Source organism: Chromobacterium fluminis, from assembly GCF_011602385.1.
GTDB lineage: Bacteria > Pseudomonadota > Gammaproteobacteria > Burkholderiales > Chromobacteriaceae > Chromobacterium > Chromobacterium fluminis.
In genome coordinates this window covers 80,184-105,401 of record NZ_JAAOMA010000018.1, presented here as the reverse complement: position 1 = coordinate 105,401, position 25,218 = coordinate 80,184, and the positions used below count along the sequence as shown (strand labels likewise).

25 protein-coding genes and 1 tRNA gene are annotated in these 25,218 nt (G+C 61.7%); 21 read left to right on the top strand and 5 right to left on the bottom strand.

Annotated features, from left to right (window positions below):
* The first annotated feature begins 224 nt into the window (after positions 1-224).
* Positions 225-653, top strand: coding sequence for a DUF2147 domain-containing protein (locus tag HA052_RS14195; protein ID WP_081545427.1), 429 nt, complete (start codon positions 225-227; stop codon positions 651-653).
* A gap of 92 nt (positions 654-745) precedes the next feature.
* Positions 746-2,794, top strand: a complete 2,049-nt coding sequence (gene recG / locus HA052_RS14190; RefSeq protein WP_166452379.1) for an ATP-dependent DNA helicase RecG — start codon at positions 746-748, stop codon at positions 2,792-2,794.
* Positions 2,795-3,067: 273 nt separating this feature from the next.
* Here the strand turns inward: recG and HA052_RS14185 are convergent, their stop codons facing one another.
* From HA052_RS14185 to pstS, 5 genes are all read right to left on the bottom strand, one after another.
* Positions 3,068-4,522 (bottom strand): inorganic phosphate transporter, encoded by a 1,455-nt coding sequence (locus HA052_RS14185; RefSeq protein ID WP_081545425.1) that lies wholly within the window; start codon positions 4,520-4,522, stop codon positions 3,068-3,070.
* 255 nt (positions 4,523-4,777) lie between these two features.
* Positions 4,778-5,542, bottom strand: coding sequence for a phosphate ABC transporter ATP-binding protein PstB (gene pstB / locus HA052_RS14180; protein ID WP_043590752.1), 765 nt, complete (start codon positions 5,540-5,542; stop codon positions 4,778-4,780).
* Between the two features lie 12 nt (positions 5,543-5,554).
* A complete protein-coding gene (gene pstA, locus HA052_RS14175) occupies positions 5,555-6,448 on the bottom strand; it encodes a phosphate ABC transporter permease PstA (RefSeq protein WP_240937369.1) in 894 nt (297 codons plus the stop codon).
* Between the two features lie 35 nt (positions 6,449-6,483).
* Positions 6,484-7,446, bottom strand: coding sequence for a phosphate ABC transporter permease subunit PstC (gene pstC, locus HA052_RS14170; RefSeq protein WP_081545423.1), 963 nt, complete (start codon positions 7,444-7,446; stop codon positions 6,484-6,486).
* 67 nt (positions 7,447-7,513) lie between these two features.
* Positions 7,514-8,557 carry a phosphate ABC transporter substrate-binding protein PstS gene (gene pstS / locus HA052_RS14165; RefSeq protein WP_166452378.1) on the bottom strand — a complete coding sequence of 348 codons (1,044 nt, stop codon included), beginning with the start codon at positions 8,555-8,557 and terminating at the stop codon, positions 7,514-7,516.
* A 188-nt stretch (positions 8,558-8,745) separates the two neighbouring features.
* On the opposite strand from pstS, the gene tpiA reads away from it, so the two are divergent.
* From tpiA to HA052_RS14070, 19 genes are all read left to right on the top strand, one after another.
* Entirely contained in the window at positions 8,746-9,492 is a 747-nt protein-coding gene (gene tpiA, locus HA052_RS14160; protein ID WP_166452377.1) for a triose-phosphate isomerase, read from the top strand.
* A 1-nt stretch (position 9,493) separates the two neighbouring features.
* Entirely contained in the window at positions 9,494-9,844 is a 351-nt protein-coding gene (gene secG, locus HA052_RS14155; RefSeq protein WP_081545420.1) for a preprotein translocase subunit SecG, read from the top strand.
* Between the two features lie 17 nt (positions 9,845-9,861).
* Positions 9,862-9,946: transfer RNA gene (locus tag HA052_RS14150), tRNA-Leu, on the top strand.
* Between the two features lie 94 nt (positions 9,947-10,040).
* Complete coding sequence (locus HA052_RS14145) at positions 10,041-10,397, top strand: NADH-quinone oxidoreductase subunit A (protein WP_019103472.1); 357 nt, start codon at positions 10,041-10,043, stop codon at positions 10,395-10,397.
* Complete coding sequence (locus HA052_RS14140) at positions 10,388-10,864, top strand: NuoB/complex I 20 kDa subunit family protein (RefSeq protein ID WP_019103471.1); 477 nt, start codon at positions 10,388-10,390, stop codon at positions 10,862-10,864. The genes HA052_RS14145 and HA052_RS14140 overlap by 10 nt, the downstream gene beginning before the upstream one ends.
* Positions 10,865-10,875: 11 nt before the next feature.
* A complete protein-coding gene (locus tag HA052_RS14135; protein WP_081545419.1) occupies positions 10,876-11,472 on the top strand; it encodes an NADH-quinone oxidoreductase subunit C in 597 nt (198 codons plus the stop codon).
* Positions 11,465-12,718 (top strand): NADH-quinone oxidoreductase subunit D, encoded by a 1,254-nt coding sequence (locus HA052_RS14130; protein ID WP_081545418.1) that lies wholly within the window; start codon positions 11,465-11,467, stop codon positions 12,716-12,718. Before HA052_RS14135 ends, HA052_RS14130 begins: the two co-directional genes overlap by 8 nt.
* Positions 12,718-13,218: an NADH-quinone oxidoreductase subunit NuoE gene (gene nuoE / locus HA052_RS14125; RefSeq protein WP_019103468.1), complete on the top strand. Its 501-nt coding sequence runs from the start codon at positions 12,718-12,720 to the stop codon at positions 13,216-13,218. Before HA052_RS14130 ends, nuoE begins: the two co-directional genes overlap by 1 nt.
* Entirely contained in the window at positions 13,218-14,513 is a 1,296-nt protein-coding gene (nuoF, locus tag HA052_RS14120; RefSeq protein WP_166452376.1) for an NADH-quinone oxidoreductase subunit NuoF, read from the top strand. The genes nuoE and nuoF overlap by 1 nt, the downstream gene beginning before the upstream one ends.
* A 3-nt stretch (positions 14,514-14,516) precedes the next feature.
* On the top strand, positions 14,517-16,847 hold the full coding sequence (gene nuoG / locus HA052_RS14115; RefSeq protein WP_166452375.1) for an NADH-quinone oxidoreductase subunit NuoG: 2,331 nt from the start codon (positions 14,517-14,519) through the stop codon (positions 16,845-16,847).
* 3 nt (positions 16,848-16,850) lie between these two features.
* Positions 16,851-17,897, top strand: a complete 1,047-nt coding sequence (gene nuoH / locus HA052_RS14110) for an NADH-quinone oxidoreductase subunit NuoH (RefSeq protein ID WP_048413406.1) — start codon at positions 16,851-16,853, stop codon at positions 17,895-17,897.
* A gap of 28 nt (positions 17,898-17,925) precedes the next feature.
* Positions 17,926-18,405: an NADH-quinone oxidoreductase subunit NuoI gene (nuoI, locus tag HA052_RS14105; RefSeq protein ID WP_217806208.1), complete on the top strand. Its 480-nt coding sequence runs from the start codon at positions 17,926-17,928 to the stop codon at positions 18,403-18,405.
* A gap of 9 nt (positions 18,406-18,414) precedes the next feature.
* Positions 18,415-19,074, top strand: a complete 660-nt coding sequence (locus HA052_RS14100; protein WP_081545414.1) for an NADH-quinone oxidoreductase subunit J — start codon at positions 18,415-18,417, stop codon at positions 19,072-19,074.
* A 26-nt stretch (positions 19,075-19,100) separates the two neighbouring features.
* Positions 19,101-19,406, top strand: coding sequence for an NADH-quinone oxidoreductase subunit NuoK (gene nuoK / locus HA052_RS14095; protein ID WP_019102195.1), 306 nt, complete (start codon positions 19,101-19,103; stop codon positions 19,404-19,406).
* A 32-nt stretch (positions 19,407-19,438) separates the two neighbouring features.
* The gene (nuoL, locus tag HA052_RS14090) at positions 19,439-21,490 is read left to right on the top strand and encodes an NADH-quinone oxidoreductase subunit L (protein WP_166452374.1); all 2,052 of its coding nucleotides are present in this window, start codon (positions 19,439-19,441) and stop codon (positions 21,488-21,490) included.
* Positions 21,491-21,530: 40 nt separating this feature from the next.
* Positions 21,531-23,027, top strand: a complete 1,497-nt coding sequence (locus HA052_RS14085) for an NADH-quinone oxidoreductase subunit M (RefSeq protein ID WP_166452373.1) — start codon at positions 21,531-21,533, stop codon at positions 23,025-23,027.
* A 20-nt stretch (positions 23,028-23,047) separates the two neighbouring features.
* A complete protein-coding gene (gene nuoN, locus HA052_RS14080) occupies positions 23,048-24,502 on the top strand; it encodes an NADH-quinone oxidoreductase subunit NuoN (RefSeq protein WP_081545411.1) in 1,455 nt (484 codons plus the stop codon).
* A 12-nt stretch (positions 24,503-24,514) separates the two neighbouring features.
* The gene (locus tag HA052_RS14075; protein ID WP_081545410.1) at positions 24,515-24,808 is read left to right on the top strand and encodes a DUF2818 family protein; all 294 of its coding nucleotides are present in this window, start codon (positions 24,515-24,517) and stop codon (positions 24,806-24,808) included.
* A 113-nt stretch (positions 24,809-24,921) separates the two neighbouring features.
* Positions 24,922-25,215: a putative quinol monooxygenase gene (locus HA052_RS14070; protein ID WP_166452372.1), complete on the top strand. Its 294-nt coding sequence runs from the start codon at positions 24,922-24,924 to the stop codon at positions 25,213-25,215.
* The last annotated feature ends 3 nt before the right edge of the window (positions 25,216-25,218 follow it).

Genomic DNA, 25,218 nt, shown 5'->3' with positions numbered 1-25,218 from the left:
GGTGCAGAGGGTAGGGCGCGGCGAGATATCTTTGTGAGTTTCATCGCTGTCCGTTTCCATTCTTGACGGCGGCATTGGCTGTTGGCATCCTAGAGCCGCTGCTCCAAACCAACGTTTCTTTTCGGCGTGCCGGCTGTTCCGGGGCGGCGTTCTGATAATTAAAAGGCCGCTGCGGCCGCCCGTTCGCGGCGCGGCCTCTCGGTTCGACTCGCGAGGAAATCAAGATGAGCAAATTCGCCAAAGCCGCCTGCCTGGCGTCCGTGTTGGGCCTGTTCAGCCATATGGCGCTGGCCGACAGCGCCGCCGGCGTCTGGAAGACGATAGACGACGAAACCAAGCAGGCCAAGGCCCTGGTGCAGATCACGGAAAGCGCCGGCGGGGAACTGAACGGCAAGATCATCAAGCTGTTCGCCAACCCGGAGGCGGTGTGCGACAAATGCGAAGGCGACCGCAAGGGCAAGCCGGTCAACGGCATGCAAATCCTGTGGGGTCTGAAGAAAGACGGCGCCGAGTGGGGCAGCGGCAAAATCCTGGATCCCAAGTCCGGCAAGATCTACACCTCCGGCGCCAAACTGATCGAAGACGGCAAGAAGCTGCGCGTGCGCGGCTACATCGGCCCCTTCTTCCGTTCCCAGGTGTGGGAGCGTCAGTAAGCGCAAGCGCCGCGGCGCGGCGCGGCGAGAATGAGCCAGGCGGGAGCGCGAACAGCTTCCGCCTTTTTCTTTATTGGGTACAATCGCTGCTGATGAGCTCCCTAATCGACCCCGCCAATCAGCCGCCGGCCGTAGCGCCGGCACTGGCCAAGAAGCTGGAAAAGCTGGGCATACGTCGCCGTTTCGATCTAGTCCTGCATCTGCCGCTGCGCTATGAGGACGAGACCCATCTGTACGCCATCGCCGACGCGCCGTACGGCCAGGCGGTGCTGGTGGAGGGCGAGGTGATCGCCCATGAAATCCAGTTCCGGCCGCGCCGCCAGCTAGTGGCGCGCATCGAGGACGCCAGCGGCAGCCTGGTGCTGCGCTTCATTCATTTCTACCCCAATCAGGTCAAGCAATTCACCACCGGCAACCGGGTGCGCGCGCTGGGCGAGATCCGTCGCGGCTTCGCCGGCGACGAGATGGTGCATCCCAAGATCCGCGAAGTGGGCAACGGCGCGCCGCTGGCGGACAGCCTGACTCCGATCTATCCCACGGTCAGCGGCCTGACCCAACCGGCGCTGCGCAAGCTGATTCACGCCGAGCTGGACAGCCAGCCCTTGGGCGAGACGCTGCCGGAGGAACTGGCCGCGCCGTTGCGGCTGACGCCGTTCGCCGAGGCGATCCGCCTGCTGCACCTGCCTACGCCGGACTATAGCGCCGGCCAATTGGCCGATCCGGGCCTGCCGGCCTGGCAGCGGCTCAAGTTCGACGAATTGCTGGCGCAGCAGCTGTCGATGCGGCTGGCCTATCGCGCGCGACGGCTGGGCCGCGCGCCGCCGCTGCGCGGCGACGGCACGTTGAGCCGAGCGCTGGTCGAGCGCTTGCCGTTCTCGTTGACCGGCGCGCAGCAACGCGCCTTGGCGGAAGTCCGCGCCGACCTGACTCAGCCGCACCCGATGCACCGGCTGTTGCAAGGCGACGTGGGCAGCGGCAAGACCATCGTTGCGGCCCTGGCGGCCTTGACCGCGATCGAATCCGGCTACCAGGTGGCGCTGATGGCGCCGACCGAGATTCTGGCCGAGCAGCACTTCCTCAAACTGTCCGCCTGGCTGGAGCCCTTGGGCATTCCCGTGCGCTGGCTGGCCGGCAGCCTGCGCAAGAAGCAGAAACAGGAGGCGATGGCGGCCATCGCCAGCGGCGAAACGAGGCTGGCGGTGGGTACTCACGCGCTGTTCCAGGACGAGGTGGCCTTTGAGCGCCTGGGCCTGGTCATCGTCGATGAACAGCATCGCTTCGGCGTGGGCCAGCGGCTGGCGCTGAAAGAGAAGGGCGGCGAGCCGCATCAGCTGATGATGTCGGCGACGCCGATTCCGCGCACGCTGGCGATGAGCTTCTACGCCGACCTCGACGTGTCGGTGATAGACGAACTGCCGCCGGGGCGCACGCCCATCGTCACCAAGCTGATCAATAGCGCGCGCCGCGAGGAAATCATCGCCCACGTGGCCAAGACCTGCGCCGACGGGCAACAGGCCTATTGGGTGTGTCCGCTGATCGAAGAGTCGGAAACCCTGCAATTGCAGACCGCGGTGGACACCCACCAGCAACTGACCGCCGATCTGCCGCATTTGGGCGTGGGCCTGGTGCACGGCCGGATGAAGGCGGACGAAAAGGCGGCGGTGATGGCGGCCTTCGCCCGCAACGAGCTGCAAGTGCTGGTGGCCACCACGGTGATCGAGGTGGGCGTGGATGTGCCCAACGCCAGCCTGATGGTGATAGAGCACGCCGAGCGCATGGGCCTGGCCCAGCTGCACCAGCTGCGCGGCCGGGTGGGGCGCGGCAGCGCGCGTAGCGTCTGCGTGTTGATGTTTGACAATCCGCTATCCGACTTGGCCAAGGCGCGCTTGAAAGTGATTTACGAGAATGTTGATGGTTTCGAGATCGCGCGGCAGGATTTGCTGATTCGCGGCCCCGGCGAACTGCTGGGCGCGCGCCAGAGCGGCCTGCCCATGCTGCGCTTCGCCAATCTGGAGGAAGATCTGGAGTTGCTGGAGGCGGCGCGCGAGCTGGCGCCCTTGCTGCTGGAGCGCCACCCGCAGGCGGTGGATGCGCATTTGGACCGTTGGCTGGCGGGACGGGAGCAGTTTCTCAAGGCTTGAACGCTTCATGGAGAGGGCAAAAAAAAGCGCCTCGGCTGGGGGGCTGAGGCGCAAAGGGATTGCTGCAAACAACAAAGGAGAAACCATGATGAAGCGAGCAAATATTAGCAATTTATAAAATATTGGCACAAGCAGTCCCGGCTTAAAGCTTGACCCAGGTCAATCGAAAACTTTTCGGGAGGAAATGCCAAAAGAAAAAGCCACCGTGATGCGGTGGCTTTGTTTTTTTCCGGCAGCCTTAAACAGAGGCTGAAAGACCGTGACCGGACTTGATTACAGCCAGAGCGAGGCCACGTAGTACAGCCCGCCCGCCAGCAACATCGACACCGGCAGCGTGAACAACCAGGCCAGCGCGATCGAGCGGATCGTGGACATCTGCAAGCCGGCCTTGTCCGCCACCATGGTGCCGGCCACGGCGCTGGACAGCACCTGGGTAGTGGACACCGGGAAGCCGAACTGGCTGGCGAGGCCGATGGAGATGGCGGCGGTCATTTGCGCGGATACGCCCTGAGCGTAAGTCATGTCCTTCTTGCCTATGCCTTCGCCCACGGTTTTCACCACGCGGCGCCAGCCGACCATGGTGCCGACGCCGAGGGACAGCGCCACGGCGACGATCACCCAGGTGGGAGCGTATTCGGTGGTGGTGGTCAGATCCTTGCGCAGGTTCTGCAGCATCTGCTTGTCGTCGGCGGACAGCTTGGGCAGCGCGGACGCTTTCTTGGCGGCGTCGTCCAGACACAGCAGTTCGGTGCGCACGTTCCAGCGCTGTTCGGAGCTCAGCGCATGGTAGTCGCCGCCGTCGCCCATGGTGCTCAGCAGGCGCTTGACGGTGTCGCTGGTTTCCAGCGGGTGGCATTCGTACTGGCTGGTGCCCTTGGACGGGACGATGATCTTGTTCAGCTCGATTTGATGACGCTCGTAGAACTTCTGCAAGTGAATGGCGGCGTCGCGGGTGCGGTCCAGCTGGTAAGGCGTGCTGTCCAGATCCAGAACGAACTTGGCCGGCACGATGCCGATCAGCACCAGCATGATCAGGCCCACGCCTTTCTGGCCGTCGTTGGAGCCGTGGGCGAAGCTGACGCCCATGGACGACACGATCAGCATGAAGCGGGTCCAGAACGGCGGATGTTTGCGGCCTTCCACCTGTTGGCGTTGGTAGGGGGTCTTGTGCACATTGCTGTGAGGCCGGTAGCGCCGCAGCAGGATGACAATCAGCGCGGCGAGCAGGGCGCCCACCACGGGCGAGGCCAGCAGAGAGGCGCCGACGTCGATGGCCTTGCTCCAGTTGATGCCGTGGGACAGCGAAGTACCGTGGATCAGACTGTTGGCCACGCCCACGCCCAGAATGGCGCCGATCAGCGTGTGGCTGCTGGAGGCGGGCAGACCGAAGTACCAAGTGCCCAGGTTCCAGGTGATGGCGGCGGTCAGCAGCGCGAACACCATGGCCATGCCGCGGGTGGTGTTGATCGAGATCAGCAGGTCCACAGGCAACAGGTGCACGATGGCGTAGGCGACAGCGAGGCCGCCGGTGATTACGCCGAGGAAGTTGAATATACCGGAGTAGAACACCGCGAGACGCGGTTTCATCGACTGGGTATAGATAACGGTAGCCACCGCGTTGGCAGTGTCATGGAAGCCGTTGATGAACTCAAAGGCGAGCACGAAGCCCAGGGAAAGCACCAGGGTGATGGCGACGTGGGTTTCAAGCCCGGAAAACAGGTCCAACATGGTGAAATGTGCACACAGTATCGTAAAGGCGGGATTGTTGTGTCCAAGGCCAATGCCGTCAAGTACTTATAAAAAAAAAATAAATGGTGTCGCATTTGCCGGCAAAGCGCGTGGAATCGCCTTGACAGACCGATCTGGGAGGCCGGCTGATTTAGGCGGTTTTTTGCCGCCGTCATGGCGGTTTACGTCCGAGCGAACGCCAAAAGCCGCCATGCCCGGAACGGTCATGACGGCGGTCTGCTAACCGAGGCGGAATCAGCCGAACTTGCCGGTGATGTAGTCTTCGGTGGCCTTCTTCTGCGGGGTGGTGAAGATGGAGTCGGTGTCGCCGAACTCGATCAACTCGCCCAGATACATATAGGCGGTGTAGTCCGACACCCGCGCCGCCTGCTGCATATTGTGGGTGACGATGGCGATGGTGTAGTCCTCTTTGAGCTCATGGATCAGCTCTTCGATGTGGGCGGTGGAAATCGGGTCCAGCGCCGAAGTGGGCTCGTCCAGCAGCAGCACTTCCGGCTTGGACGCCACCGCGCGCGCGATGCACAGCCGCTGCTGCTGGCCGCCGGACAGCGAGTTGCCGGACTGCTTGAGCTTGTCCTTGACCTCGTCCCACAGCGCGGCCTTGCGCAGCGCCCATTCCACCCGGTCCTCCATCTCGCCCTTGGACAGTTTTTCGTAGAGCTTCACGCCGAAGGTGATGTTGTCGTAGATGGACATCGGGAACGGGGTGGGCTTCTGGAACACCATGCCCACCTTGGCGCGCAGCAGGTTGACGTCCACGTCGCGGCCCAGGACGTTGTGGCCGTCCAGCAGGATGTCGCCCTCGGCACGCAGGCCGGGGTAGAGCTCGTACATGCGGTTGAAGGTGCGCAGCAGCGTGGACTTGCCGCAGCCGGACGGGCCGATGAAGGCGGTGACCTTGCGCGAGGCGATTTCCAGCTGGATGTTCTTCAGCGCGTGGAAATTACCGTAAAAGAAGTTCAGATTCTTGACCTGAAGCTTGGAGTGGATTTCAGCCATGGTCTGCAAGCCTTAATGCGATTGGTTTTTCTGGCTGCCCATCCAGCGGGCAACGATGTTCAGCGTCAGCACGCTGAAGGTGATCAAGAGGGAGCCGGCCCAGGCCAGTTTGTGCCAGTCTTCGTACGGGCTCATCGCGAACTGGAAGATCACGATGGGCAGGTTGGCCATCGGCTGGTTCATATTGCTGTTGAAGAACTGGTTGTTCAGCGCGGTGAACAGCAGCGGCGCGGTTTCGCCGGAAATGCGCGCCACCGCCAGCAGGATGCCGGTCAGCACGCCGGCCTTGGCCGAGCGCAGGGTGACGTGAAGCGTCACCTTCCACTGCGGCGCGCCCAGCGCCGACGCGGCTTCGCGCAGGCTGCCCGGCACCAGGCGCAGCATGTTCTCGGTGGTGCGCACCACCACCGGAATCACCAGGATGGCCAGCGCGAAGGAGCCGGCCCAGCCGGAGAAATGGCCGACCGACACCACGTAGACCTCGTAGATGAACAGGCCGATGACGATGGACGGCGCGGACAGCAGGATGTCGTTGATGAAGCGGGTGGCCGGCGCCAGCCAGCCGCGCTGGCCGAACTCGGCCAGGTAGATGCCGGCCAGGATGCCGATGGGCGTGCCGAACAAGGTGCCGAAGCCGGTCATCATCAGGCTGCCGTAAATGGCGTTGGCCAGGCCGCCGGTGCTGCCTGGCGGCGGGGTGCTGGACGTGAACACCTCCCAGTTGAGCCCGGACAGGCCATGCTGCAAGAGGGTGCTCAGAATCCAGAACAGCCAGAACAGACCGAAGGCCATGGTGAACATGGAGGCGCCCATATTGAAGCGGTTCACCAGCCGGCGGCGGCGATAGACGCTGCTGTCGGCTTTTGCGGCGATGGCGGACTGGGGCGGGCGCAGGGCGGAAGTCATAACGGTTTGGCTCATGCGGTTAGCGTCTCTCATGCTCAGGAAGGGCGGCCTTCCTGTTTCTTCAGGCGCAGCAACAGCAGTTTAGAACACGCCAGCACCACGAAGGTGATGAAGAACAGAATCAGGCCCAGTTGAATCAGGGAGGAGAGATACAGCTCGCCGTTGGCTTCGGCGAATTCATTGGCCAGCGAGGAGGCGATGGAGTTGCCCGGTTCGAACAGACCGGCGGCGAAGCGGGTGGAGTTGCCAATGACGAAGGTCACCGCCATGGTCTCGCCCAGCGCGCGGCCCAGGCCCAGCATGATGCCGCCGACCACGCCGGTCTTGGTGTAGGGCAGCACCACGTAGCGCACCACTTCCCAAGTAGTGGAGCCCAGGCCGTAGGCGGACTCCTTCAGCATCACCGGCACCACTTCGAACACATCTCGCATCACCGAGGCGATGAAGGGAATGATCATGATGGCCAGGATCAGGCCGGCGGTGAAAATGCCTATGCCCATCGGCGCGCCCTGGAACAAGGCGCCCAGCAGCGGGATGTTGCCCAGGGTATCGGTCAATAGCGGCTGCACGTGGTCGGCGAAGATCGGCGCGAACACGAACAGGCCCCACATGCCGTAGATGATGGACGGAATGCCGGCCAGCAGTTCCACCGCGATGCCCAGCGGCCGCTTCAGCCAGGTGGGACACAGCTCGGTCAGGAACAAGGCGATGCCGAAGCTGACCGGCACGCCGATCAGCAGGGCGATGAAAGAGGTGGCCAGGGTGCCGAAAATGGGCACCAGCGCGCCAAACTGCTCATTGACCGGGTCCCAGTCGCTGGTGACCAGAAACTTGAAGCCGAAGGCGTGAATGCTGGGCAGCGCGCCGATCAATAGCGAAATCAGGATGCCCACCAGCAAGGCCAGTACCAGAAAGGCGAAAAACCGGGTGACCCAGCGGAACAGATTGTCCAGCAGCAGCTGGGTTTTGATTTGCTGCGAGTGACTCAACTTTTGCATATGCATGCTCATTTATCAGACAAAAAGCCGGGGAAGCCTTCCCCGGCCTGCGTGCATTATATGCGGCTCAGTTCCACACCGATTTGCCGCCGTTGTCGGCAATCTGCTTCCAACTGGCGCGAATCACGCCCTTGATCGCGTCCGGCATCGGGATGTAGTCCAGATCCAGCGCGGTCTTGTCGCCGTGCTTGTAAGCCCAGTCGAAGAACTTCAACACCTCGCCGCCTTGCGCCGGCTTGTCCTGTTTCTTGTGCATCAGGATGAAGGTGGCGCCGGCGATAGGCCAGCTGTCCTTGCCCGGCTGGTTGGTCAGCAGCAGGTAGAAGCCCGGCGCTTTTTTCCAGTCGGCGTTGGCGGCGGCGGCCTTGAAGCTGGACTCGTCCGGCTTGACGAAGCTGCCTGCCTGGTTTTGCATCAGGCCAAAGGCCAGCTTGTTCTGTTTGGCGTAGGCGTATTCCACGTAGCCGATCGCGCCCTTGATGCGGGTCACGTAGTTGGCCACGCCCTCATTGCCCTTGCCGCCCACCGGGTTGCCTTTCCAGCTGACCGCGGTGTTGGAACCCACTTCCTTGGCCCAGTCCGGAGAGACCTTGGACAGGTAGTTGGTGAAGATGAAGGTGGTGCCGGAGCCGTCGGAGCGACGCACCACGGAGATGCGCAGGTCCGGCAGTTTGACGCCGGGGTTCAGTTTGGCGATGGCCGGGTCGTTCCACTTGGCGACTTTGCCCAAGTAGATGTCCGCCAGCAGCGGGCCGGTGAACTTCACCTGTCCCGGAGTGATGCCGGGCACGTTCAACACCGGCACCACGCCGCCGATCACGGTGGGAAATTGGGTCAGGCCGGATTTTTCCAGCTCTTCCGGCTTCAGCGGCATGTCGGACGCGCCGAAATCCACGGTCTTGGACTGGATTTGCTTGATGCCGCCGCCGGAGCCGATGGACTGGTAGTTCAGATTGTTGTTGGTGCCGGCTTTGTAGGCGGCGGCCCATTTGGCGTACAGCGGGTACGGGAAGGTGGCGCCCGCGCCGGTGATGTCGGCGGCCACGGCCGCGCCGGACAGGCAGACGGAACCGAGAACAAACGATGCGGCCAGACGAACAGACTGTTTCATGCCTACTCCTGAGAATGGATGAGGTGCGTGGTAATGGGCGCATGCTAAGACGGAAATTTTTCAGGAATATTACAAGTCGTGGAAACGGCTTCGTTTGCGGACAATCAATGTCAGCCGGATGTCGGTTTGAGCCAACAAGGCGGCTGCGGATATAATCGGCGGATATTCAAGAATCGCGGGAGGCGGACATGGCCGGCAAGCTGGTGATTGGCAACTGGAAGATGAATACCCGCGCCGATAGCGCGCAGACGCTGCTGCAGGCGCTGTTGGCGGATGAGACGAGCAACCGCGATTGGGTGGGCGTGGCCGCGCCGGCGGTCTACCTGGCCGGCCTGGCCGAGCGGCTGCGCGGCCAGCCGCTTCGTTTGTGCGCGCAGGACGTCAGCGCCTTCGATCAAGACGGCGCCTTCACCGGCGAAACCAGCGCCGCTATGCTGGCCGACATCGGCTGCGGCTACACTCTGGTGGGCCATTCAGAGCGCCGCCAGTATTTCGGCGAGAGCAACGCCGCTTTGTTGCGAAAGATGCGGAACGCCATCGCCGCCGGCCTGGTGCCGGTGCTGTGCGTGGGCGAAACGCTGGAAGAGCGGGAGGCCGGCCGTCAGCTGGAGGTGATTAGAGATCAGCTTGCGCTTCTGTCCGAGATAGACCATGGTGAATACGTTGTGGCTTATGAACCGGTCTGGGCGATCGGCACCGGCAAGGTGGCGACGCTGGCGCAAATCGCCGAAATCCACGGCGCGATCAAAAATTGGTGCTTGCAAAACGTCAAGGCCTCCGATAATATTCGCGTCCTCTACGGCGGCAGTGTCAAGGCAGAGAATGCCGAAGCGATTCTGGCGACTGAAAATGTCGACGGAGCCCTTGTTGGAGGGGCATCTCTGGACGCCGGTTCATTCAGGGCAATTTGCCAAGCCGCAGGAAAATTGATATAGTATGGAACTTATTAAGACGCTTATTTGGATCGTAAATCTCCTGTCTGCAGGGACTATTATCGTGCTGGTTTTGATGCAGCACGGCAAAGGCGCGGACATGGGGGCGGCTTTCGGCGGAGGCTCTTCCGGTAGCTTGTTCGGCGCGTCTGGTTCTGCGAATTTCTTGAGTAGAACAACCGCTGTTGCAGCGGCCGTGTTCTTCTCGACTTCCCTTGCTCTGGTTTTTCTGTCTGGGGGCGGAAAAAGCGATTTGGGCGTAATGGGGGCCAAGGTTGAACAGGTTGCACCGCAAATCCCGGCCGGTGTGCCTAGCGATAAAGCTTCGGGTACGGCATCGAAAATACCGGAGTAACAATTAAAGCTTGCTGTGCCGACATGGTGAAATTGGTAGACACGCTATCTTGAGGGGGTAGTGGCGAAAGCTGTGTGAGTTCGAGTCTCACTGTCGGCACCACCATTCAAAAACAGGCCACCGGGACTCCGGTGGCCTGTTTTATTTGGAGCCAAAAGGGGGGTAACCCCCTTTATTTCGTGGGGGTGTACGGGAAATGCTGCAAAATTACTTTCCCATTCTGCTGTTTGTCATGGTCGGACTGTTGGTCGGCGTAGGCCCTATTTTATTGGGCAAACTGCTGGCTCCCAATCGTCCCGATCCTGAGAAACTGTCTCCGTATGAGTGCGGCTTCGAGGCTTTCGAAGACGCTCGCATGAAGTTTGACGTCCGCTATTATCTGATAGCCATCCTCTTCATCCTGTTCGACCTTGAGGTCGCCTTCCTGCTGCCGTGGGCGGTGGTGTTGAAGGAGTTGGGGACCTATGGTCTGGGCGTCATGGTGGAGTTCCTGGGCGTGTTGACCCTGGGCTTCGTCTACATGTGGAAAAAAGGAGCTCTGGAATGGGAGTAGAAGGTATTCTGGAGAAGGGGTTTGTCACCACAACGGCTGACAAGCTCATCAATTACACCCGAACCGGTTCGCTGTGGCCGATGACCTTTGGTCTGGCCTGTTGCGCGGTGGAGATGATGCACGCCGGCGCGGCGCGTTACGACCTCGACCGTTTCGGCATCGTGTTCCGTCCCAGTCCGCGCCAGTCCGATCTGATGATCGTGGCCGGCACGCTGTGCAACAAGATGGCTCCGGCCTTGCGCAAGGTTTACGACCAGATGGCCGAACCGCGCTGGGTGATCTCGATGGGGTCCTGTGCCAACGGCGGCGGCTATTATCATTATTCCTATTCAGTCGTGCGAGGCTGCGACCGCATTGTGCCGGTCGACGTCTACGTGCCCGGCTGTCCGCCAACTGCAGAGGCCTTGCTGTACGGCATTATTCAGCTGCAGAACAAGATCAAACGCACCAACACCATCGCCCGCTAAGGTAGAAACTTATGGCCTCCAAGAAAATGGAAGCGTTAGGGTCGGCTGTGCAGCAGGCGCTGGGCGACAAGCTCGTGCAAAGCACGCTGGCTCTGGAAGAGCTGACCATTGTATGCAAGGCGGCGGATCTGATCGCCGTGGCGACAACGCTGCGCGATCACGCCGACCTGTCTTTTGAGCAATGCATCGATTTGTGCGGCGTGGACTACAGCGCCTACCGCGACGAGGTATGGGACGGTCCGCGCTTCGCCGTTGTCTACCATCTTCTGTCGATCAAGCACAATCAGCGCATCCGCCTGCGCGTGTTCGCCGAAGACGACGCCTTCCCGGTGGTCGCCTCGGTCGTCGGCGTCTGGAGCGGCGTCAACTGGTTCGAGCGCGAGGCGTTCGACCTGTTCGGCATCGTTTTCGACGGCCACCCGGACCTGCGCCGCATCCTGACCGACTACGGCTTCGTCGGCCATCCATTCCGCAAGGACTTCCCGCTGTCCGGTCACGTGGAAATGCGTTACGACCCGACACAACAGCGCGTGATCTATCAGCCGGTGACCATTGAGCCGCGCGAAATCACGCCGCGCATCATTCGCGAGGAGAACTACGGTGGCTGAAATCCGTAACTACACCCTCAACTTCGGCCCGCAACACCCGGCCGCTCACGGCGTGTTGCGTCTGGTGCTGGAGCTGGACGGCGAAGTGGTCCAGCGGGCGGACCCGCACATCGGCCTGCTGCATCGCGGCACCGAGAAGCTGGCCGAGAGCAAGACCTTCATTCAGTCGCTGCCTTACATGGATCGTCTCGACTACGTGTCCATGATGTGCAACGAGCACGCTTACTGCTTGTCCATCGAGAAGCTGCTGGGCATCGAAGTGCCTGAGCGCGCGCAATACATCCGCGTGATGTTCGCCGAGATCACCCGCCTGCTGAACCACTTGCTGTGGATTGGCGCGCACGGCCTCGACATCGGCGCGATGACCGTATTCCTGTACGCCTTCCGCGAACGCGAAGACCTGATGGATTGCTACGAAGCGGTGTCGGGCGCGCGTCTGCACGCGGCCTACTTCCGTCCCGGCGGCGTATATCGCGATCTGCCGGACAGCATGCCGCAGTACACCGTCTCCAAGATCAAGAACGCCCGCGAACTGGCCCGCCTGAACGAAGGCCGCCAGGGTTCGCTGCTGGACTTCATCGACGATTTCACCAAGCGTTTTCCGACCTATGTCGACGAATACGAAACCCTGCTGACCGACAACCGCATCTGGAAACAGCGCACCGTCGGCATCGGCGTGGTGTCGCCCGAGCGCGCGCTGAACCTGGGCCTGACCGGTCCGATGCTGCGCGGCTCCGGCATTGCCTGGGATTTGCGCAAGAAGCAGCCCTACGATGTGTATGCCAAGCTGGACTTCGATATTCCGGTGGGCGTCAACGGCGATTGCTACGACCGCTACCTGGTGCGCATCGAAGAGATGCGCCAGTCCAACCGCATCATCCGCCAGTGCGTGGAATGGCTGCGCAAGAATCCGGGCCCGGTGATCACCGACAACCATAAAGTGGCGCCGCCTTCGCGCGAAGGCATGAAGGCCAATATGGAAGACCTGATCCACCACTTCAAACTGTTTACCGAAGGCATGCACGTGCCGGAGGGCGAGGCCTATGTGGGCACCGAGCACCCGAAAGGCGAGTTCGGCGTCTATCTGGTGTCCGACGGCGCCAACAAGCCGTACCGCATGAAGATTCGCGCGCCCGGCTACGCCCACCTGGCGGCGCTGGACGAGATGGCCAAGGGCCATATGATCGCCGACGTGGTGGCCATCATCGGTACGCAGGATATCGTGTTTGGGGAGATTGACCGCTGATGCTGTCCGCTGAATCGCTAGCCAAAATCGATCGCGAAGTCGCCAAATATCCTGCCGACCAGAAACGGTCCGCGGTGATGGGCGCCTTGCGCATCGCGCTGACTGAACGTCGCGAAGCGGGCTCCGCTCCGGAGGAGCGTTGCCTGAATACCGAGGTGATCGAATTCGTCGCCAACTACCTGCAGATTCCGCCGGTAGCCGCGTACGAAGTCGCTACCTTCTACAATATGTACGACATGAAGCCGGTTGGGCAGTACAAGATCACGGTCTGCACCAACCTGCCCTGTGCCTTGTCTGGCGGCGTCAACGCTGCTGAGTACATCTCCAAAAAGTTGGGCATCGCCATCGGCGAGACCAGCGCGGACGGCAAGTACACCTTGCTGGAGGGGGAGTGCATGGGGGCCTGTGGCGACGCGCCGGTCTTGCTGGTCAACAACCACAAGATGTGCAGCTTCATGACGCCCGAAGCAATCGATAAGAAACTGGCGGAGCTGAAATAATGGCAATCTTCGTCAATGGCGTGATTTTCGATGGCGTCGACACTTCCGATCCCCATTGCTGGCAACTGAGCGCCTACGAGGCGCGCGGTGGCTACCAGGCGCTGCGCCGCATCCTGGACAGCAAGATGGCCCAGGAAGACGTGATCGCCGAAGTGAAGAACTCCGGCCTGCGCGGCCGCGGCGGCGCGGGTTTCCCCACCGGCCTGAAATGGAGCTTCATGCCGCGTTCGTTCCCGGGCGACAAATACGTCGTCTGCAATACCGACGAGGGCGAGCCGGGCACTTTCAAGGACCGCGACATCCTGCGCTTCAATCCGCATTCGCTGATTGAAGGCATGATCATCGCCGGTTACGCGATGGGCACCAAGGCCGGCTACAACTACATCCACGGTGAAATCTTCGCTGAATACGAGCGCTTCGAAGAAGCGCTGGATGAAGCGCGCAAGGCGGGTTTGCTGGGGCAGAATATTCTGGGCTCCGGTTTCAACTTCGACCTGTTCGCCCATCATGGCTACGGCGCCTACATCTGCGGCGAGGAAACCGCGTTGCTGGAATCGTTGGAAGGCAAGAAGGGCCAACCGCGCTTCAAGCCGCCGTTCCCGGCCAGCTTCGGCTTGTACGGCAAGCCGACCACCATTAACAACACCGAATCGTTCGCCTCGGTGCCCTTCATCATCCGCGACGGCGCGCAGCCGTTCCTGGAGAAGGGCAAGCCGAACAACGGCGGCACCAAATTGTTCTCGGTTTCCGGCCATGTGAATCGTCCGGGCAACTACGAGATCCCGCTGGGCACGCCGTTCTCCGAACTGCTGGAAATGGCCGGCGGCATGCGCGACGGCAAGAAGCTTAAAGCGGTGATCCCGGGCGGTTCGTCCGCGCCCATCTTGCCCGCCGACGTCATGATGCAATGCACGATGGACTACGACAGCATTGCCAAAGCCGGCTCGATGCTGGGTTCCGGCGCTGTCATCGTGATGAATGAAGAGGTGTGCATGATCAAGGCGCTGGAGCGTCTGGCCTACTTCTACCACGAAGAATCCTGCGGCCAGTGCACGCCGTGCCGAGAAGGCACCGGTTGGCTGTACCGCGTGATCCACCGCATCGCCAACGGTCAGGGCCGTCCGGGCGATCTGGAGCTTCTGGATTCCGTGGGCAATAACATGGCGGGCCGCACTATCTGTGCGCTGGCCGACGCCGCCGTGTTCCCGGTTCGCAGTTTCACCAAGCATTTCCGTCACGAGTTCGAGTACGCGATCGAACACGGAAAGACCTTGGTGGACCACAAATGGTGTTGAGCGATGCTTGAAATCGAAATCGACGGAAAAAAACTGACGGTCCCGCAAGGCAGCACCGTCATGGAAGCGGCCCACTCGGTGGGCACGTACATTCCGCACTTCTGCTACCACAAGAAGCTGTCCATCGCGGCCAACTGCCGCATGTGCCTGGTGGAAGTGGAAAAGGCGCCCAAGCCGCTGCCGGCTTGCGCTACCCCGGTGACCGACGGCATGAAGGTCCATACCCACTCCGACATGGCCAAGAAGGCTCAGGCCGGCGTGATGGAATTCCTGCTGATCAACCACCCGCTGGATTGCCCGATCTGCGACCAAGGCGGCGAATGCCAGCTGCAGGATCTGGCCGTGGGCTACGGCAACTCCTCCTCGCGCTACCAGGAAGAAAAGCGCGTGGTGGTGGGCAAGGACATGGGGCCGCTGGTCTCGGCGGAAGAAATGTCGCGTTGCATTCACTGCACACGCTGCGTGCGCTTTACCGAGGAAGTCGGCGGCTTCCAGGAAATCGGCATGGCCCATCGCGGCGAGTTTTCCGAGATTCTGCCCTTCCTCGGCAAGACCGTGGATTCGGAAATCTCCGGCAACGTCATTGATCTGTGCCCGGTGGGCGCGCTGACCTCCAAGCCATTCCGCTACAGCACCCGCGCTTGGGAGCTGTCGCGCCGCAAATCGGTCAGCCCGCACGACGGCCTGGGCTCCAACCTGATCGTTCAGGTCAAGAGCAATGAAGTGATGCGCGTGCTGCCGCTGGAAAACGAAGCCATCAACGAGTGCTGGATCGCCGACCGCGACCGCTTCTCCTACGAGGGCTTGAACTCGGCCGAGCGTCTGAAGCAGCCGATGATCAAGTTCGACGGCAAGTGGCACGAAACGGATTGGGAAACCGCGCTCAACTACGTGGTCAAGGGCCTGAACGGCGTGTCCGCCGATCACGGCAAGGACGCCATCGGTTTCCTGAGCAGCCCGCACTCCACCACTGAAGAATTGCATCTGGCGCAGAAGCTGGCGCGCGCCTTCGGCGTGGAAAGCATTGATTACCGCCTGCGCCGCAGCGACTTCGCTGCCGACGCGGCCAAACAGGGCGCGGAATGGCTGGGCTCCAGCATTTCCGATCTGGCCGCTGCCAAATCGGTGTTGGTGGTGGGCTCCACGCTGCGCAAGGAACAGCCGCTGCTGACCTCGCGTCTGCGCTCCGCGGCCAAGAAAGGCAGCGAGCTTAACATTATCCACGTCGCCGACGACGACCTGCTGATCAAGATCAACGCCAAGCTGATCGTGTCGCCGCTGGCGCTGGTCAACGGCTTCGCCCAGGTGCTGAAGGCCGTGGCGGAGATCAAGGGCGGCGAAACCGCCATTGATCTGTCCTCGGTGGAAGTCTCCGCCGAGGCGCGCCGCATCGCCGAAAGCCTGAGCGGCGCGGAAACCGCCGCCGTGGCGCTGGGCAATGTGGCTCAGCATCATCCGGCGTTCAGCCAACTGCTGTCCGTGGCGCAGGAGATTGCGCGCCTGAGCGGCGCCAGCTTCGGCGTGCTGTCCGAGGCCGCCAACAGCGTGGGCGCGGAACTGGTGGGCGCGCTGCCGCAAGGCGCGGGCGCCAACGCCGCCGCGATGATCGCGCAGCCGAAGAAGGCTTACGTGCTGCTGAACACCGAAGTCGAGTTCGACAGCTACAACCCGCAGGCCGCCGTCGCCGCGATGAAGCAGGCCTCCACCGTGATCGCGTTGACCGCGTTCAAGGGCCAGGGCTTGCTGGATTACGCCGATGTGCTGCTGCCGATCGCGCCGTTCTCCGAAACCGCTGGCTCCTTCGTCAATATGGAAGGCAAGCTGCAGCCGTTCAACGGCGTGGTGCGTCCGCTGGGCGAAGCCCGCCCGGCCTGGAAAGTGCTGCGCGTACTGGGCAATATGCTGAATCTGCCCGGCTTCGACTTCAACAGCGCCGAGGAAGTGCGCGCCGAGCTGCTGGCCAAGGGCGACATCGCCGCGCGTCTGAACAACGCGCTGAGCCAGCTGAACGTCGCGGCCGCCGCGGCCGCCGGTCTGAGCCGCATCGGCGAAGTGCCGTTGTATCAGGCCGACGCGGTCTGCCGTCGCGCCGAGTCGCTGCAACAGACCCGCGACGCGGCGGAGCCGGTGGCTTCCGCCCACAGCGGCCTGCTGCAGAAGCTGGGCATCGCCGTCGACAGCACCGCATTGCTGAGCCAGGGTTCCGGCCAGGCGCGCGTGCGCATCGTCGCCGACGACAGCCTGCCGCAGGATACGGTCCGCATCGCCACCGCTCACGCGGCCACGCTGGCGCTGGGCGGCATGTTCGACGCTATCGAGATCACCCAGGGGTAAAGCATGGAGTTCTTGCAAGGTATTCTTGGCACTGACGCGGGGCTCGTGGTTTGGACCCTGTTGAAGATCATCGCCATCGTATTGCCGATGCTGCTGTGCGTCGCCTACCTGACCTATGCCGAGCGCAAGGTCATCGGCTTCATGCAGATCCGCATCGGCCCCAACCGGGTAGGCCCGCTGGGCCTGCTGCAGCCGATCGCCGACGCGGTCAAGCTGCTGATGAAGGAAATCATCCTGCCCACCAACTCCAGCAAGGGCCTGTTCTTGCTGGCGCCGGTGCTGTCCATCGCTCCGGCGCTGGCGGCCTGGGCGGTGATTCCGTTCACCGACAAGCTGGTGCTGGCCAACGTCAACGCCTCGCTGCTCTACATCCTGGCGCTGACCTCGATGGGCGTGTACGGCGTGATCATCGCCGGCTGGGCGGGCAACTCCAAGTACTCCTTCCTCGGCGCCATGCGTTCCGCCGCCCAGATCGTGTCCTACGAACTGGCGATGGGCTTCGCGCTGATCGGCGTGCTGATGGTGTCCAGCAGCCTGAACCTGGTGGAGATCGTCCAGCAGCAAGGGCAGGGCATGGCCGGCGGTTCCGTGTTGTCGTGGAACTGGCTGCCGCTGTTCCCGCTGTTCGTGGTCTACCTGATTTCCGGCGTGGCCGAAACCAACCGCGCGCCGTTCGACGTGGCAGAGGGCGAATCCGAGATCGTGGCTGGTTTCCACGTGGAGTACTCGGGCATGGCCTTCGCCATCTTCTTCCTGGCCGAATACGCCAACATGATCCTGGTCGCCGCGCTGACCGCGCTGCTGTTCCTAGGCGGCTGGCTGTCGCCGTTCCCGGCGTCCTGGGGCATTCTGGGCGCGGGCGGTTTCTTCTGGCTGGCGCTTAAAGTGGCCATGGTGCTGTTCTGCTTCCTGTGGTTCCGCGCCACCTTCCCGCGTTATCGCTATGACCAGATCATGCGTCTGGGCTGGAAGGTGTTCATCCCGGTGACCCTGGTGTGGATCCTGGTGGTGGGCGTCTGGATGATGACCCCGCTGTCCTTGTGGCACTGAGACGGGGATAGGTGAAAAGATGAATTCGATCCGAAACTTTTTCAAGACCTTCCTGCTGGTGGAGCTGGTCAAGGGCCTGATGGTCACTGGCCGCTATTTCTTCGCCCGCAAGATCACGGTTCAGTTCCCCGAAGAGAAGACGCCGATTTCGCCGCGCTTCCGCGGCCTGCACGCTCAGCGCCGCTACGCCAACGGCGAAGAGCGCTGCATCGCCTGCAAACTGTGCGAGGCGGTGTGCCCGGCGATGGCGATCAGCATCGAGTCCGAACAGCGCGACGACGGCACCCGCCGCACCTCGCGCTACGACATTGATCTGACCAAGTGCATCTTCTGCGGCTTCTGCGAGGAAGCCTGTCCGGTGGACGCCATCGTGGAAACCCACATCTTCGAATACCACGGCGAAAAACGTGGCGATCTGTACTACACCAAGCCGATGCTGCTGGCGATCGGCGACAAGTACGAAGCCGAGATCGCCGCCAGCAAGGCGGCCGATGCCAAGTATCGCTAAGGGGGGGTCATGAACTTCACAATGTTTGTCTTCTATGTTCTGTCCGCCATCCTGGTGTTCGCGGGCATCCGCGTGGTGACGGCCAAGAACCCGATTCACGCCGCTCTGTTCCTGGTGCTGGCCTTCTTCAACAGCGCCGGTCTCTGGCTGCTGATGGAGGCCGAGTTCCTGGCCATCACCCTGGTGGTGGTGTATGTGGGCGCGGTGATGGTGCTGTTCCTGTTTGTGGTGATGATGCTGGACATCAACATCGAGAAACTGCGCGAGGGTTTCTGGAAGAATCTTCCAGTCGCCGCCGCCGTCGGCATCATCATGGTGTTTGAAATGGCGATGATTCTGGCCAGCCCCAGCGCCAGGCTTGACGCCTACCAGGCCGCCGCGCCGCTGGCAGCCGACTTCAGCAACGTCAAAGTGCTGGGTCGCCAGCTGTACACCACGTATCTGCTGCCCTTCGAAGTGGCGGCGGTGGTGCTGCTGCTGGCCATGGTGGCCGCCATCGGCCTGACCATGCGCAGCCGCAAGGACACCAAGGCGATCGATCCGGCCCTGCAGGTCAAGGTCAAACGCAAGGACCGCGTGCGACTGGTGAAAATGCAGGCTGAACAGCCTGCTGAAGAATCCACGGTGGAGGAGGCCTCCGAGGCCGAATCCGGTAAGCAACAGGCCTGACGGCCAATCAACATAAGGGAGGAAATGTGCTGACACTGACTCACTTCCTGGTGCTGGCCGCAATCCTGTTTGCCATCGGCGTGCTAGGCGTTTTCCTGAACCGGAAAAATCTGATCGTGCTGCTGATGGCCATCGAGCTGATGCTGCTCGCGGTGAACTTCAATTTCATCGCGTTCTCGCATTACCTGTCGGATACGGCAGGCCAGATCTTCGTATTCTTCATCCTGACGGTGGCTGCGGCCGAAGCCGCGATCGGTCTCGCCATTCTGGTGGTGCTGTTCCGCAATCTGCGCACCATCAACGTTGAAGACTTGGGCAGCCTCAAAGGCTAAGGCAAACCGGAACCTACACAAAGCACACAAGCATGGATATGAAGAGCTTATACCTGCTGATTGCACTCGCCCCGTTGGCGGGTTCCATCATTGCAGGCCTATTTGGATGGGCCATCGGCCGACGCGCTTCGCACGTCGTGACGATAGCCGGCGTGGCGTTGTCCGCCGCGCTGTCGCTCAAGGTGCTTCACGCCTTCCTGACCGGGCAGGCTGAAGTGTTCAACGGTCCGGTTTACACCTGGCTGACGGTGGGAGGCTACGAGTTCTCGGTGGGCTTCCTGGTGGACTCGCTGACCGCGATGATGCTGGTGGTGGTCACCTGCGTGTCGCTGATGGTGCACATTTACACCATCGGCTACATGCAGGAAGATCCGGGCTATCAGCGTTTCTTCAGCTATATCTCGCTGTTTACCTTCTCGATGCTGATGCTGGTGATGAGCAACAACTTCATCCAGCTGTTCTTCGGTTGGGAAGCGGTGGGCTTGGTGTCCTACCTGCTGATCGGCTTCTGGTTCAAGCGTCCGACCGCGATCTACGCCAACCTGAAAGCCTTTCTGGTCAACCGCGTCGGCGACTTCGGCTTTTTGCTGGGCATCGGCCTGGTGCTGGCCTACTTCGGCGGTTCGCTGAACTACAGCGATGTGTTCGCCGCCGCTCCGGCGCTGGCTAACAAGACCATCAGCCTGATTCCGGGCACAGAATGGTCGCTGCTGAGCGTGACCTGCATCCTGCTGTTCATCGGCGCGATGGGCAAATCGGCGCAGTTCCCGCTGCACGTCTGGCTGCCGGACTCGATGGAAGGTCCGACCCCGATTTCGGCGCTGATCCACGCGGCCACGATGGTGACCGCCGGCATCTTCATGGTGTCGCGCATGAGCCCGCTGTTTGAACTGTCCGACACCGCGTTGAACGTGATCATGGTCGCCGGTTCCATCACCGCGCTGTTCATGGGTTTCCTCGGCATCGTCCAGAACGACATCAAGCGCGTGGTGGCTTACTCCACGCTGTCGCAACTGGGTTACATGACCGTGGCGCTGGGCGCCTCGGCTTACTCGGTGGCGATGTTCCATGTGATGACCCACGCCTTCTTCAAGGCGCTGCTGTTCCTGGCGGCGGGCTCGGTGATCATCGGCATGCACCATGATCAGGACATGCGCAATATGGGCGGCCTGCGCAAGTACATGCCCATCACCTGGCTGACTTCGCTCTTGGGGTCGCTGGCCTTGATCGGCACGCCGTTCTTCTCCGGCTTCTACTCCAAGGACTCCATCATCGAGGCGGTGCACGCGTCCAATCTGTCCGCGTCCGGTTTCGCCTACTTCGCGGTGATCGCCGGCGTGTTCGTGACCGCTTTCTACTCCTTCCGCATGTATTTCCTGGTCTTCCACGGCAAGGAGCGCTGGATGCAGAACCATGGTTCGCATCACGAGCACCACGGCGACAGCGATGAGGAAGAAGTGTCCCACGACCATCATCACGGCCTGGGTCCGAACGACAAGCCGCACGAGTCCCCGTGGGTGGTGACTCTGCCGCTGGTGCTGCTGGCGATTCCATCTGTGCTGGTGGGTTACTTCGCGATCGAGCCGCTGCTGTACGGCGACTTCTTCAAGGGCGTGATCACCGTCAACCACGAACTGCATCCGGCGATGGAAGAGATCGCTCGCGAGTTCCACGGCGCCGCCGCCATGGGCGTGCATTCGCTGAGCACGCTGCCGTTCTGGCTGGCGCTGGCCGGCGTGGCCACCGCCTGGTTCTTCTACATGAAGGCGCCGCAGATTCCGGCCGCCATCAAGCAGAAGTTCAGCCTGGTGAACAAGGTCCTGGAAAACAAGTACTACCTGGACGAGATCTATTTCGCCGTGTTCGCCAAGGGCTCTCGCGCTCTGGGCACCTTCTTCTGGAAGGTGGGCGACATGTTGCTGATCGATGGTCTGTTAGTGAACGGCACCGCCAAGCTGGTGGCGACGTTCTCCGGCTTCATCCGCCGCGCGCAAACCGGCTTCATCTACAGCTACGCCACCGCGATGATTATCGGGGTGCTGGCGCTGATGACGATGTGGTTCTGGCCGCTGATCTGGCGTTGAGCCCGGACTCCGGGATTGGAATAACAACTTGGGTTTGACTATGTTCACAAATCTATTGACTCTGGTGATCTGGGCCCCGATAGCGGCCGGGTTGCTGGTGCTGGCAACCGGGGGCGATCAGCGGGCCACGCTGGCGCGCTGGCTGGCCGCGGCGGGAGCCCTGGCGGGCTTCCTGCTGTCGCTGCCGCTGTTCACTGAATTCAACAATCTCAGCGGCGGCATGCAGTTCGTCGAGATGAAGCCGTGGATTGAGTCCCTCGGCATCAACTACCACCTGGGCGTGGACGGCATCTCGATGCTGTTCATCGTGCTCAACAGCTTCACCACCTTGCTGGTGGTGGTGGCCGGCTGGCAGGTGATCCAGAAGCGCGTGTCGCAGTACATGGCCGCCTTCCTGATCATGTCCGGTCTGATCAACGGCGCTTTCGCCGCGCTGGACGCCATCTTGTTCTATGTCTTCTTCGAAGGCATGCTGATTCCGATGTATCTGATCATCGGCGTTTGGGGCGGCCCGCGTCGCGTGTACGCGTCGATCAAGTTCTTCCTTTACACCCTGCTGGGCTCGCTGCTGATGCTGGTGGCCTTGATCTACCTGTACTTCCAGGCTGGCAAGTCCTTCGACATTCAGGCTTTCCACGATATCGCCAAGATCCCGCTGACGGTGCAGATCCTGCTGTTCGTCGCCTTCTTCCTGTCCTTCGCGGTGAAGGTGCCGATGTGGCCGGTGCACACCTGGCTGCCGGACGCCCACGTGGAAGCGCCGACCGGCGGCTCCATGGTGCTGGCCGCGATCACGCTGAAGATCGGCGCCTACGGCTTCCTGCGGTTCGTGCTGCCCATCCTGCCCGACGCCGCGCGCGAGCTGTCCGGCGTGATGGTGGCGCTGTCGCTGGTGGCGGTGGTCTACATCGGCCTGGTGGCGCTGGTGCAGTCCGACATGAAGAAGCTGGTGGCGTATTCCTCCATCTCGCACATGGGTTTCGTCACCCTGGGTCTGTTTCTGTTCACCGGTTCCGAACTGAATCAGTGGGCGGTTGAAGGCGCGCTGGTGCAGATGGTGTCCCACGGCTTCGTATCCGCCGCGATGTTCTTCTGCATCGGCGTGATGTACGACCGCGTGCACAGCCGCAACATCGCCGATTACGGCGGCGTGGCCAACAAGATGCCGATTTTCGCCGCCTTCATGATGTTGTTCGCGATGGCCAACTCCGGCCTGCCGGCCACTTCCGGCTTCGTCGGTGAGTTCATGGTGATCATGGGCGCGGTGCAGGTGAACTTCTGGTACGCGGCGCTGGCCGCCACCACGCTGATCTTCGGCGCGGCCTATACCTTGTGGATGTACAAGCGCGTGATCTTCGGCGATGTGGGCAACAGCCATGTGGCCGAGCTGTCCGACGTCAACAAGCGCGAGTTCCTGGTACTGGCCATCCTGGCCATCGCGGTGCTGGGCATGGGCCTGTACCCGCAAGCCTTTGTCGAGAAAATGCACCTGTCGGTCAATGACCTGATTCTGCATGTCTCGCAGAGCAAGCTGTAAGCGCGGAAGGAATGGAAACAATGAATTGGGCTGATCTCAACCTGATACCCGCGATTCCCGAGATGTTCCTCGCCGGCGCGATCCTGTTCGTGCTGATGGCGGACCTGTTCGTTTCGGACGAAAAGCGCGGCATCACCCTGGGCCTGACCCTGCTGACCCTGTTGGGCGCGGCGGTGGCGCAGGTGATGACTTTCACCTCGCAGCCGGTAGTGACCTTCTCCGGCATGTTCGTCGCGGACCCGATGGGCGGCGTGGTCAAGCTGGCCATGTACGCGGTCACCGCCATCGTGCTGATCTACAGCCGGCAGTACACCGCTGATCGTCAGTTGTTCAAGGGCGAGTATTTCTCGCTGGCGCTGTTTGCCTTGCTGGGCATGAACCTGATGGTGTCGGCTTCGCACTTCCTGACCCTGTACATGGGCCTGGAACTGCTGTCGCTGGCGCTGTACTCGCTGATCGCCCTGCAGCGCGACTCCGTGCAGGCCACCGAAGCGGCGATGAAGTACTTCGTGCTGGGCGCGCTGGCCTCCGGCCTGCTGCTCTACGGCATTTCCATGATTTACGGCGCCACTGGTTCGCTGGAACTGGCGACGGTCGCCAAATCCATCGCCGCGCATAAGGCTAACGACGTGCTGTTGGTCTTCGGCCTGGTGTTCATCGTGGCCGGCCTGTCCTTCAAGCTGGGCGCGGTGCCGTTCCACATGTGGGTGCCGGACGTTTACCACGGCGCGCCGACTTCGGTGACGCTGATGGTGGGCGCGGCCCCCAAGCTGGCCGCCTTCGTCTTCACGCTGCGCATCCTGGCCCAGGGCCTGGACGCGTTGGTGGCGGACTGGCAACTGATGCTGGTGATCGTGTCCGCTCTCTCCATGGCGATCGGCAACATCACCGCCATCGTGCAGACCAACATCAAACGGATGCTGGCTTACTCGACGATCTCGCACATGGGCTTCCTGCTCTTGGGCGTGCTGGCGGGCACCAAGGTGGGCTACTCGGCCGCGCTGTTCTACGCGCTGAGCTATGTGCTGATGTCTCTGGTCAGCTTCGGCATGTTGCTGGCGCTGTCTCGCGCCGGTTTCGAGTGCGAGAAGGTTGACGATTTGAAGGGCCTGAACAGCCGCAACAGCTGGTATGCGCTGCTGATGCTGCTGACCATGTTCTCCATGGCCGGCATTCCGCCGCTGGTAGGCTTCTACGCCAAGTTCGCGGTGATCAAGGCCATCGTGGATATCGGCATGATCAAGCTGGCCATCTTCGCGGTGCTGATGTCGGTGATCGGGGCGTTCTACTACCTGCGCGTGGTGAAGACCATGTACTTCGACGACGCCGAAGACCGCAGCGATATCGTGGTACGCGGCGATATGAAGCTGGTGCTGTCGCTGAACGCGCTGGCCTTGCTCTTCATCGGCCTGCTGCCGGAACGCGCGCTGGAGTTGTGCCTGCAAGTCGTGCGTCAATCGCTCACCGTGATTTAAGGCCGCCATATCATGCAATCCAGCGTCATCGCTTTGCTGATCATCGCCCTGGCGGCGGCCAATCTGCCGTTCTTGACCCAGAAAGTGGGCGGGGTGTGGAAGGTGGCCAACAAGCATTTTGGCTGGCGCTTTCTGGAACTGATGGCGCTGTATCTGCTGGTGGGCGGGTTCGCCTACCTGCTGGAAAGCCGGTTGATGCCGGTGCAGCCGCAAAACTGGCAGTTCTATGTGACGACCTTGTCGTTATTCCTTGTCTTCGCGTTTCCGGGTTACGTCTATTGCTACTTCTGGCGACGACGCGCTTAGCCGCGGGTAGGGATGAGCGGTACCGGCGCGGATGGGGGAAACCCCGTCCGCGCTGTTTTTTTTGAGGAGCAGGGGCGGTGTGTGCCAGAGCGCGCAATGAGGGGAGGAAGAGAATGTTGAAAGTGATCGCTCAGGACTTCATCCAGCCGGACCGCGTGGCGGAGGTGATGCCGCTGTATCGCGAATTGGTGGAGAAGACGCGGCAAGAGCCGGACTGCATCCGCTATGAGTTGTTCATCGATCAGAAAGACCCAGGCCATTTCGTCTTCATCGAAACCTGGCCGGACCGGGCGGCCTTGGACCGGCATTGCCGCACCGAGCATTTCCAGAGGCTGGTGCCGCAGATCGACAGCCGGCAGCGGCAGGCGGGCACCTTCTTGCTGATGGATGCGTTCGTGGACGCCTGAGCG

Coding starts and splice junctions, on each gene's coding strand:
- HA052_RS14195 (WP_081545427.1), top strand. CDS start 225: ATGAGCAAATTCGCCAAAGCCGCCTGCCTGGCGTCCGTGTTGGGCCTG.
- recG (WP_166452379.1), top strand. CDS start 746: ATGAGCTCCCTAATCGACCCCGCCAATCAGCCGCCGGCCGTAGCGCCG.
- HA052_RS14185 (WP_081545425.1), bottom strand. CDS start 4,522: ATGTTGGACCTGTTTTCCGGGCTTGAAACCCACGTCGCCATCACCCTG.
- pstB (WP_043590752.1), bottom strand. CDS start 5,542: ATGGCTGAAATCCACTCCAAGCTTCAGGTCAAGAATCTGAACTTCTTT.
- pstA (WP_240937369.1), bottom strand. CDS start 6,448: ATGACTTCCGCCCTGCGCCCGCCCCAGTCCGCCATCGCCGCAAAAGCC.
- pstC (WP_081545423.1), bottom strand. CDS start 7,446: ATGCAAAAGTTGAGTCACTCGCAGCAAATCAAAACCCAGCTGCTGCTG.
- pstS (WP_166452378.1), bottom strand. CDS start 8,557: ATGAAACAGTCTGTTCGTCTGGCCGCATCGTTTGTTCTCGGTTCCGTC.
- tpiA (WP_166452377.1), top strand. CDS start 8,746: ATGGCCGGCAAGCTGGTGATTGGCAACTGGAAGATGAATACCCGCGCC.
- secG (WP_081545420.1), top strand. CDS start 9,494: ATGGAACTTATTAAGACGCTTATTTGGATCGTAAATCTCCTGTCTGCA.
- HA052_RS14145 (WP_019103472.1), top strand. CDS start 10,041: ATGCTGCAAAATTACTTTCCCATTCTGCTGTTTGTCATGGTCGGACTG.
- HA052_RS14140 (WP_019103471.1), top strand. CDS start 10,388: ATGGGAGTAGAAGGTATTCTGGAGAAGGGGTTTGTCACCACAACGGCT.
- HA052_RS14135 (WP_081545419.1), top strand. CDS start 10,876: ATGGCCTCCAAGAAAATGGAAGCGTTAGGGTCGGCTGTGCAGCAGGCG.
- nuoE (WP_019103468.1), top strand. CDS start 12,718: ATGCTGTCCGCTGAATCGCTAGCCAAAATCGATCGCGAAGTCGCCAAA.
- nuoF (WP_166452376.1), top strand. CDS start 13,218: ATGGCAATCTTCGTCAATGGCGTGATTTTCGATGGCGTCGACACTTCC.
- nuoG (WP_166452375.1), top strand. CDS start 14,517: ATGCTTGAAATCGAAATCGACGGAAAAAAACTGACGGTCCCGCAAGGC.
- nuoH (WP_048413406.1), top strand. CDS start 16,851: ATGGAGTTCTTGCAAGGTATTCTTGGCACTGACGCGGGGCTCGTGGTT.
- HA052_RS14100 (WP_081545414.1), top strand. CDS start 18,415: ATGAACTTCACAATGTTTGTCTTCTATGTTCTGTCCGCCATCCTGGTG.
- nuoL (WP_166452374.1), top strand. CDS start 19,439: ATGGATATGAAGAGCTTATACCTGCTGATTGCACTCGCCCCGTTGGCG.
- HA052_RS14085 (WP_166452373.1), top strand. CDS start 21,531: ATGTTCACAAATCTATTGACTCTGGTGATCTGGGCCCCGATAGCGGCC.
- nuoN (WP_081545411.1), top strand. CDS start 23,048: ATGAATTGGGCTGATCTCAACCTGATACCCGCGATTCCCGAGATGTTC.
- HA052_RS14075 (WP_081545410.1), top strand. CDS start 24,515: ATGCAATCCAGCGTCATCGCTTTGCTGATCATCGCCCTGGCGGCGGCC.
- HA052_RS14070 (WP_166452372.1), top strand. CDS start 24,922: ATGTTGAAAGTGATCGCTCAGGACTTCATCCAGCCGGACCGCGTGGCG.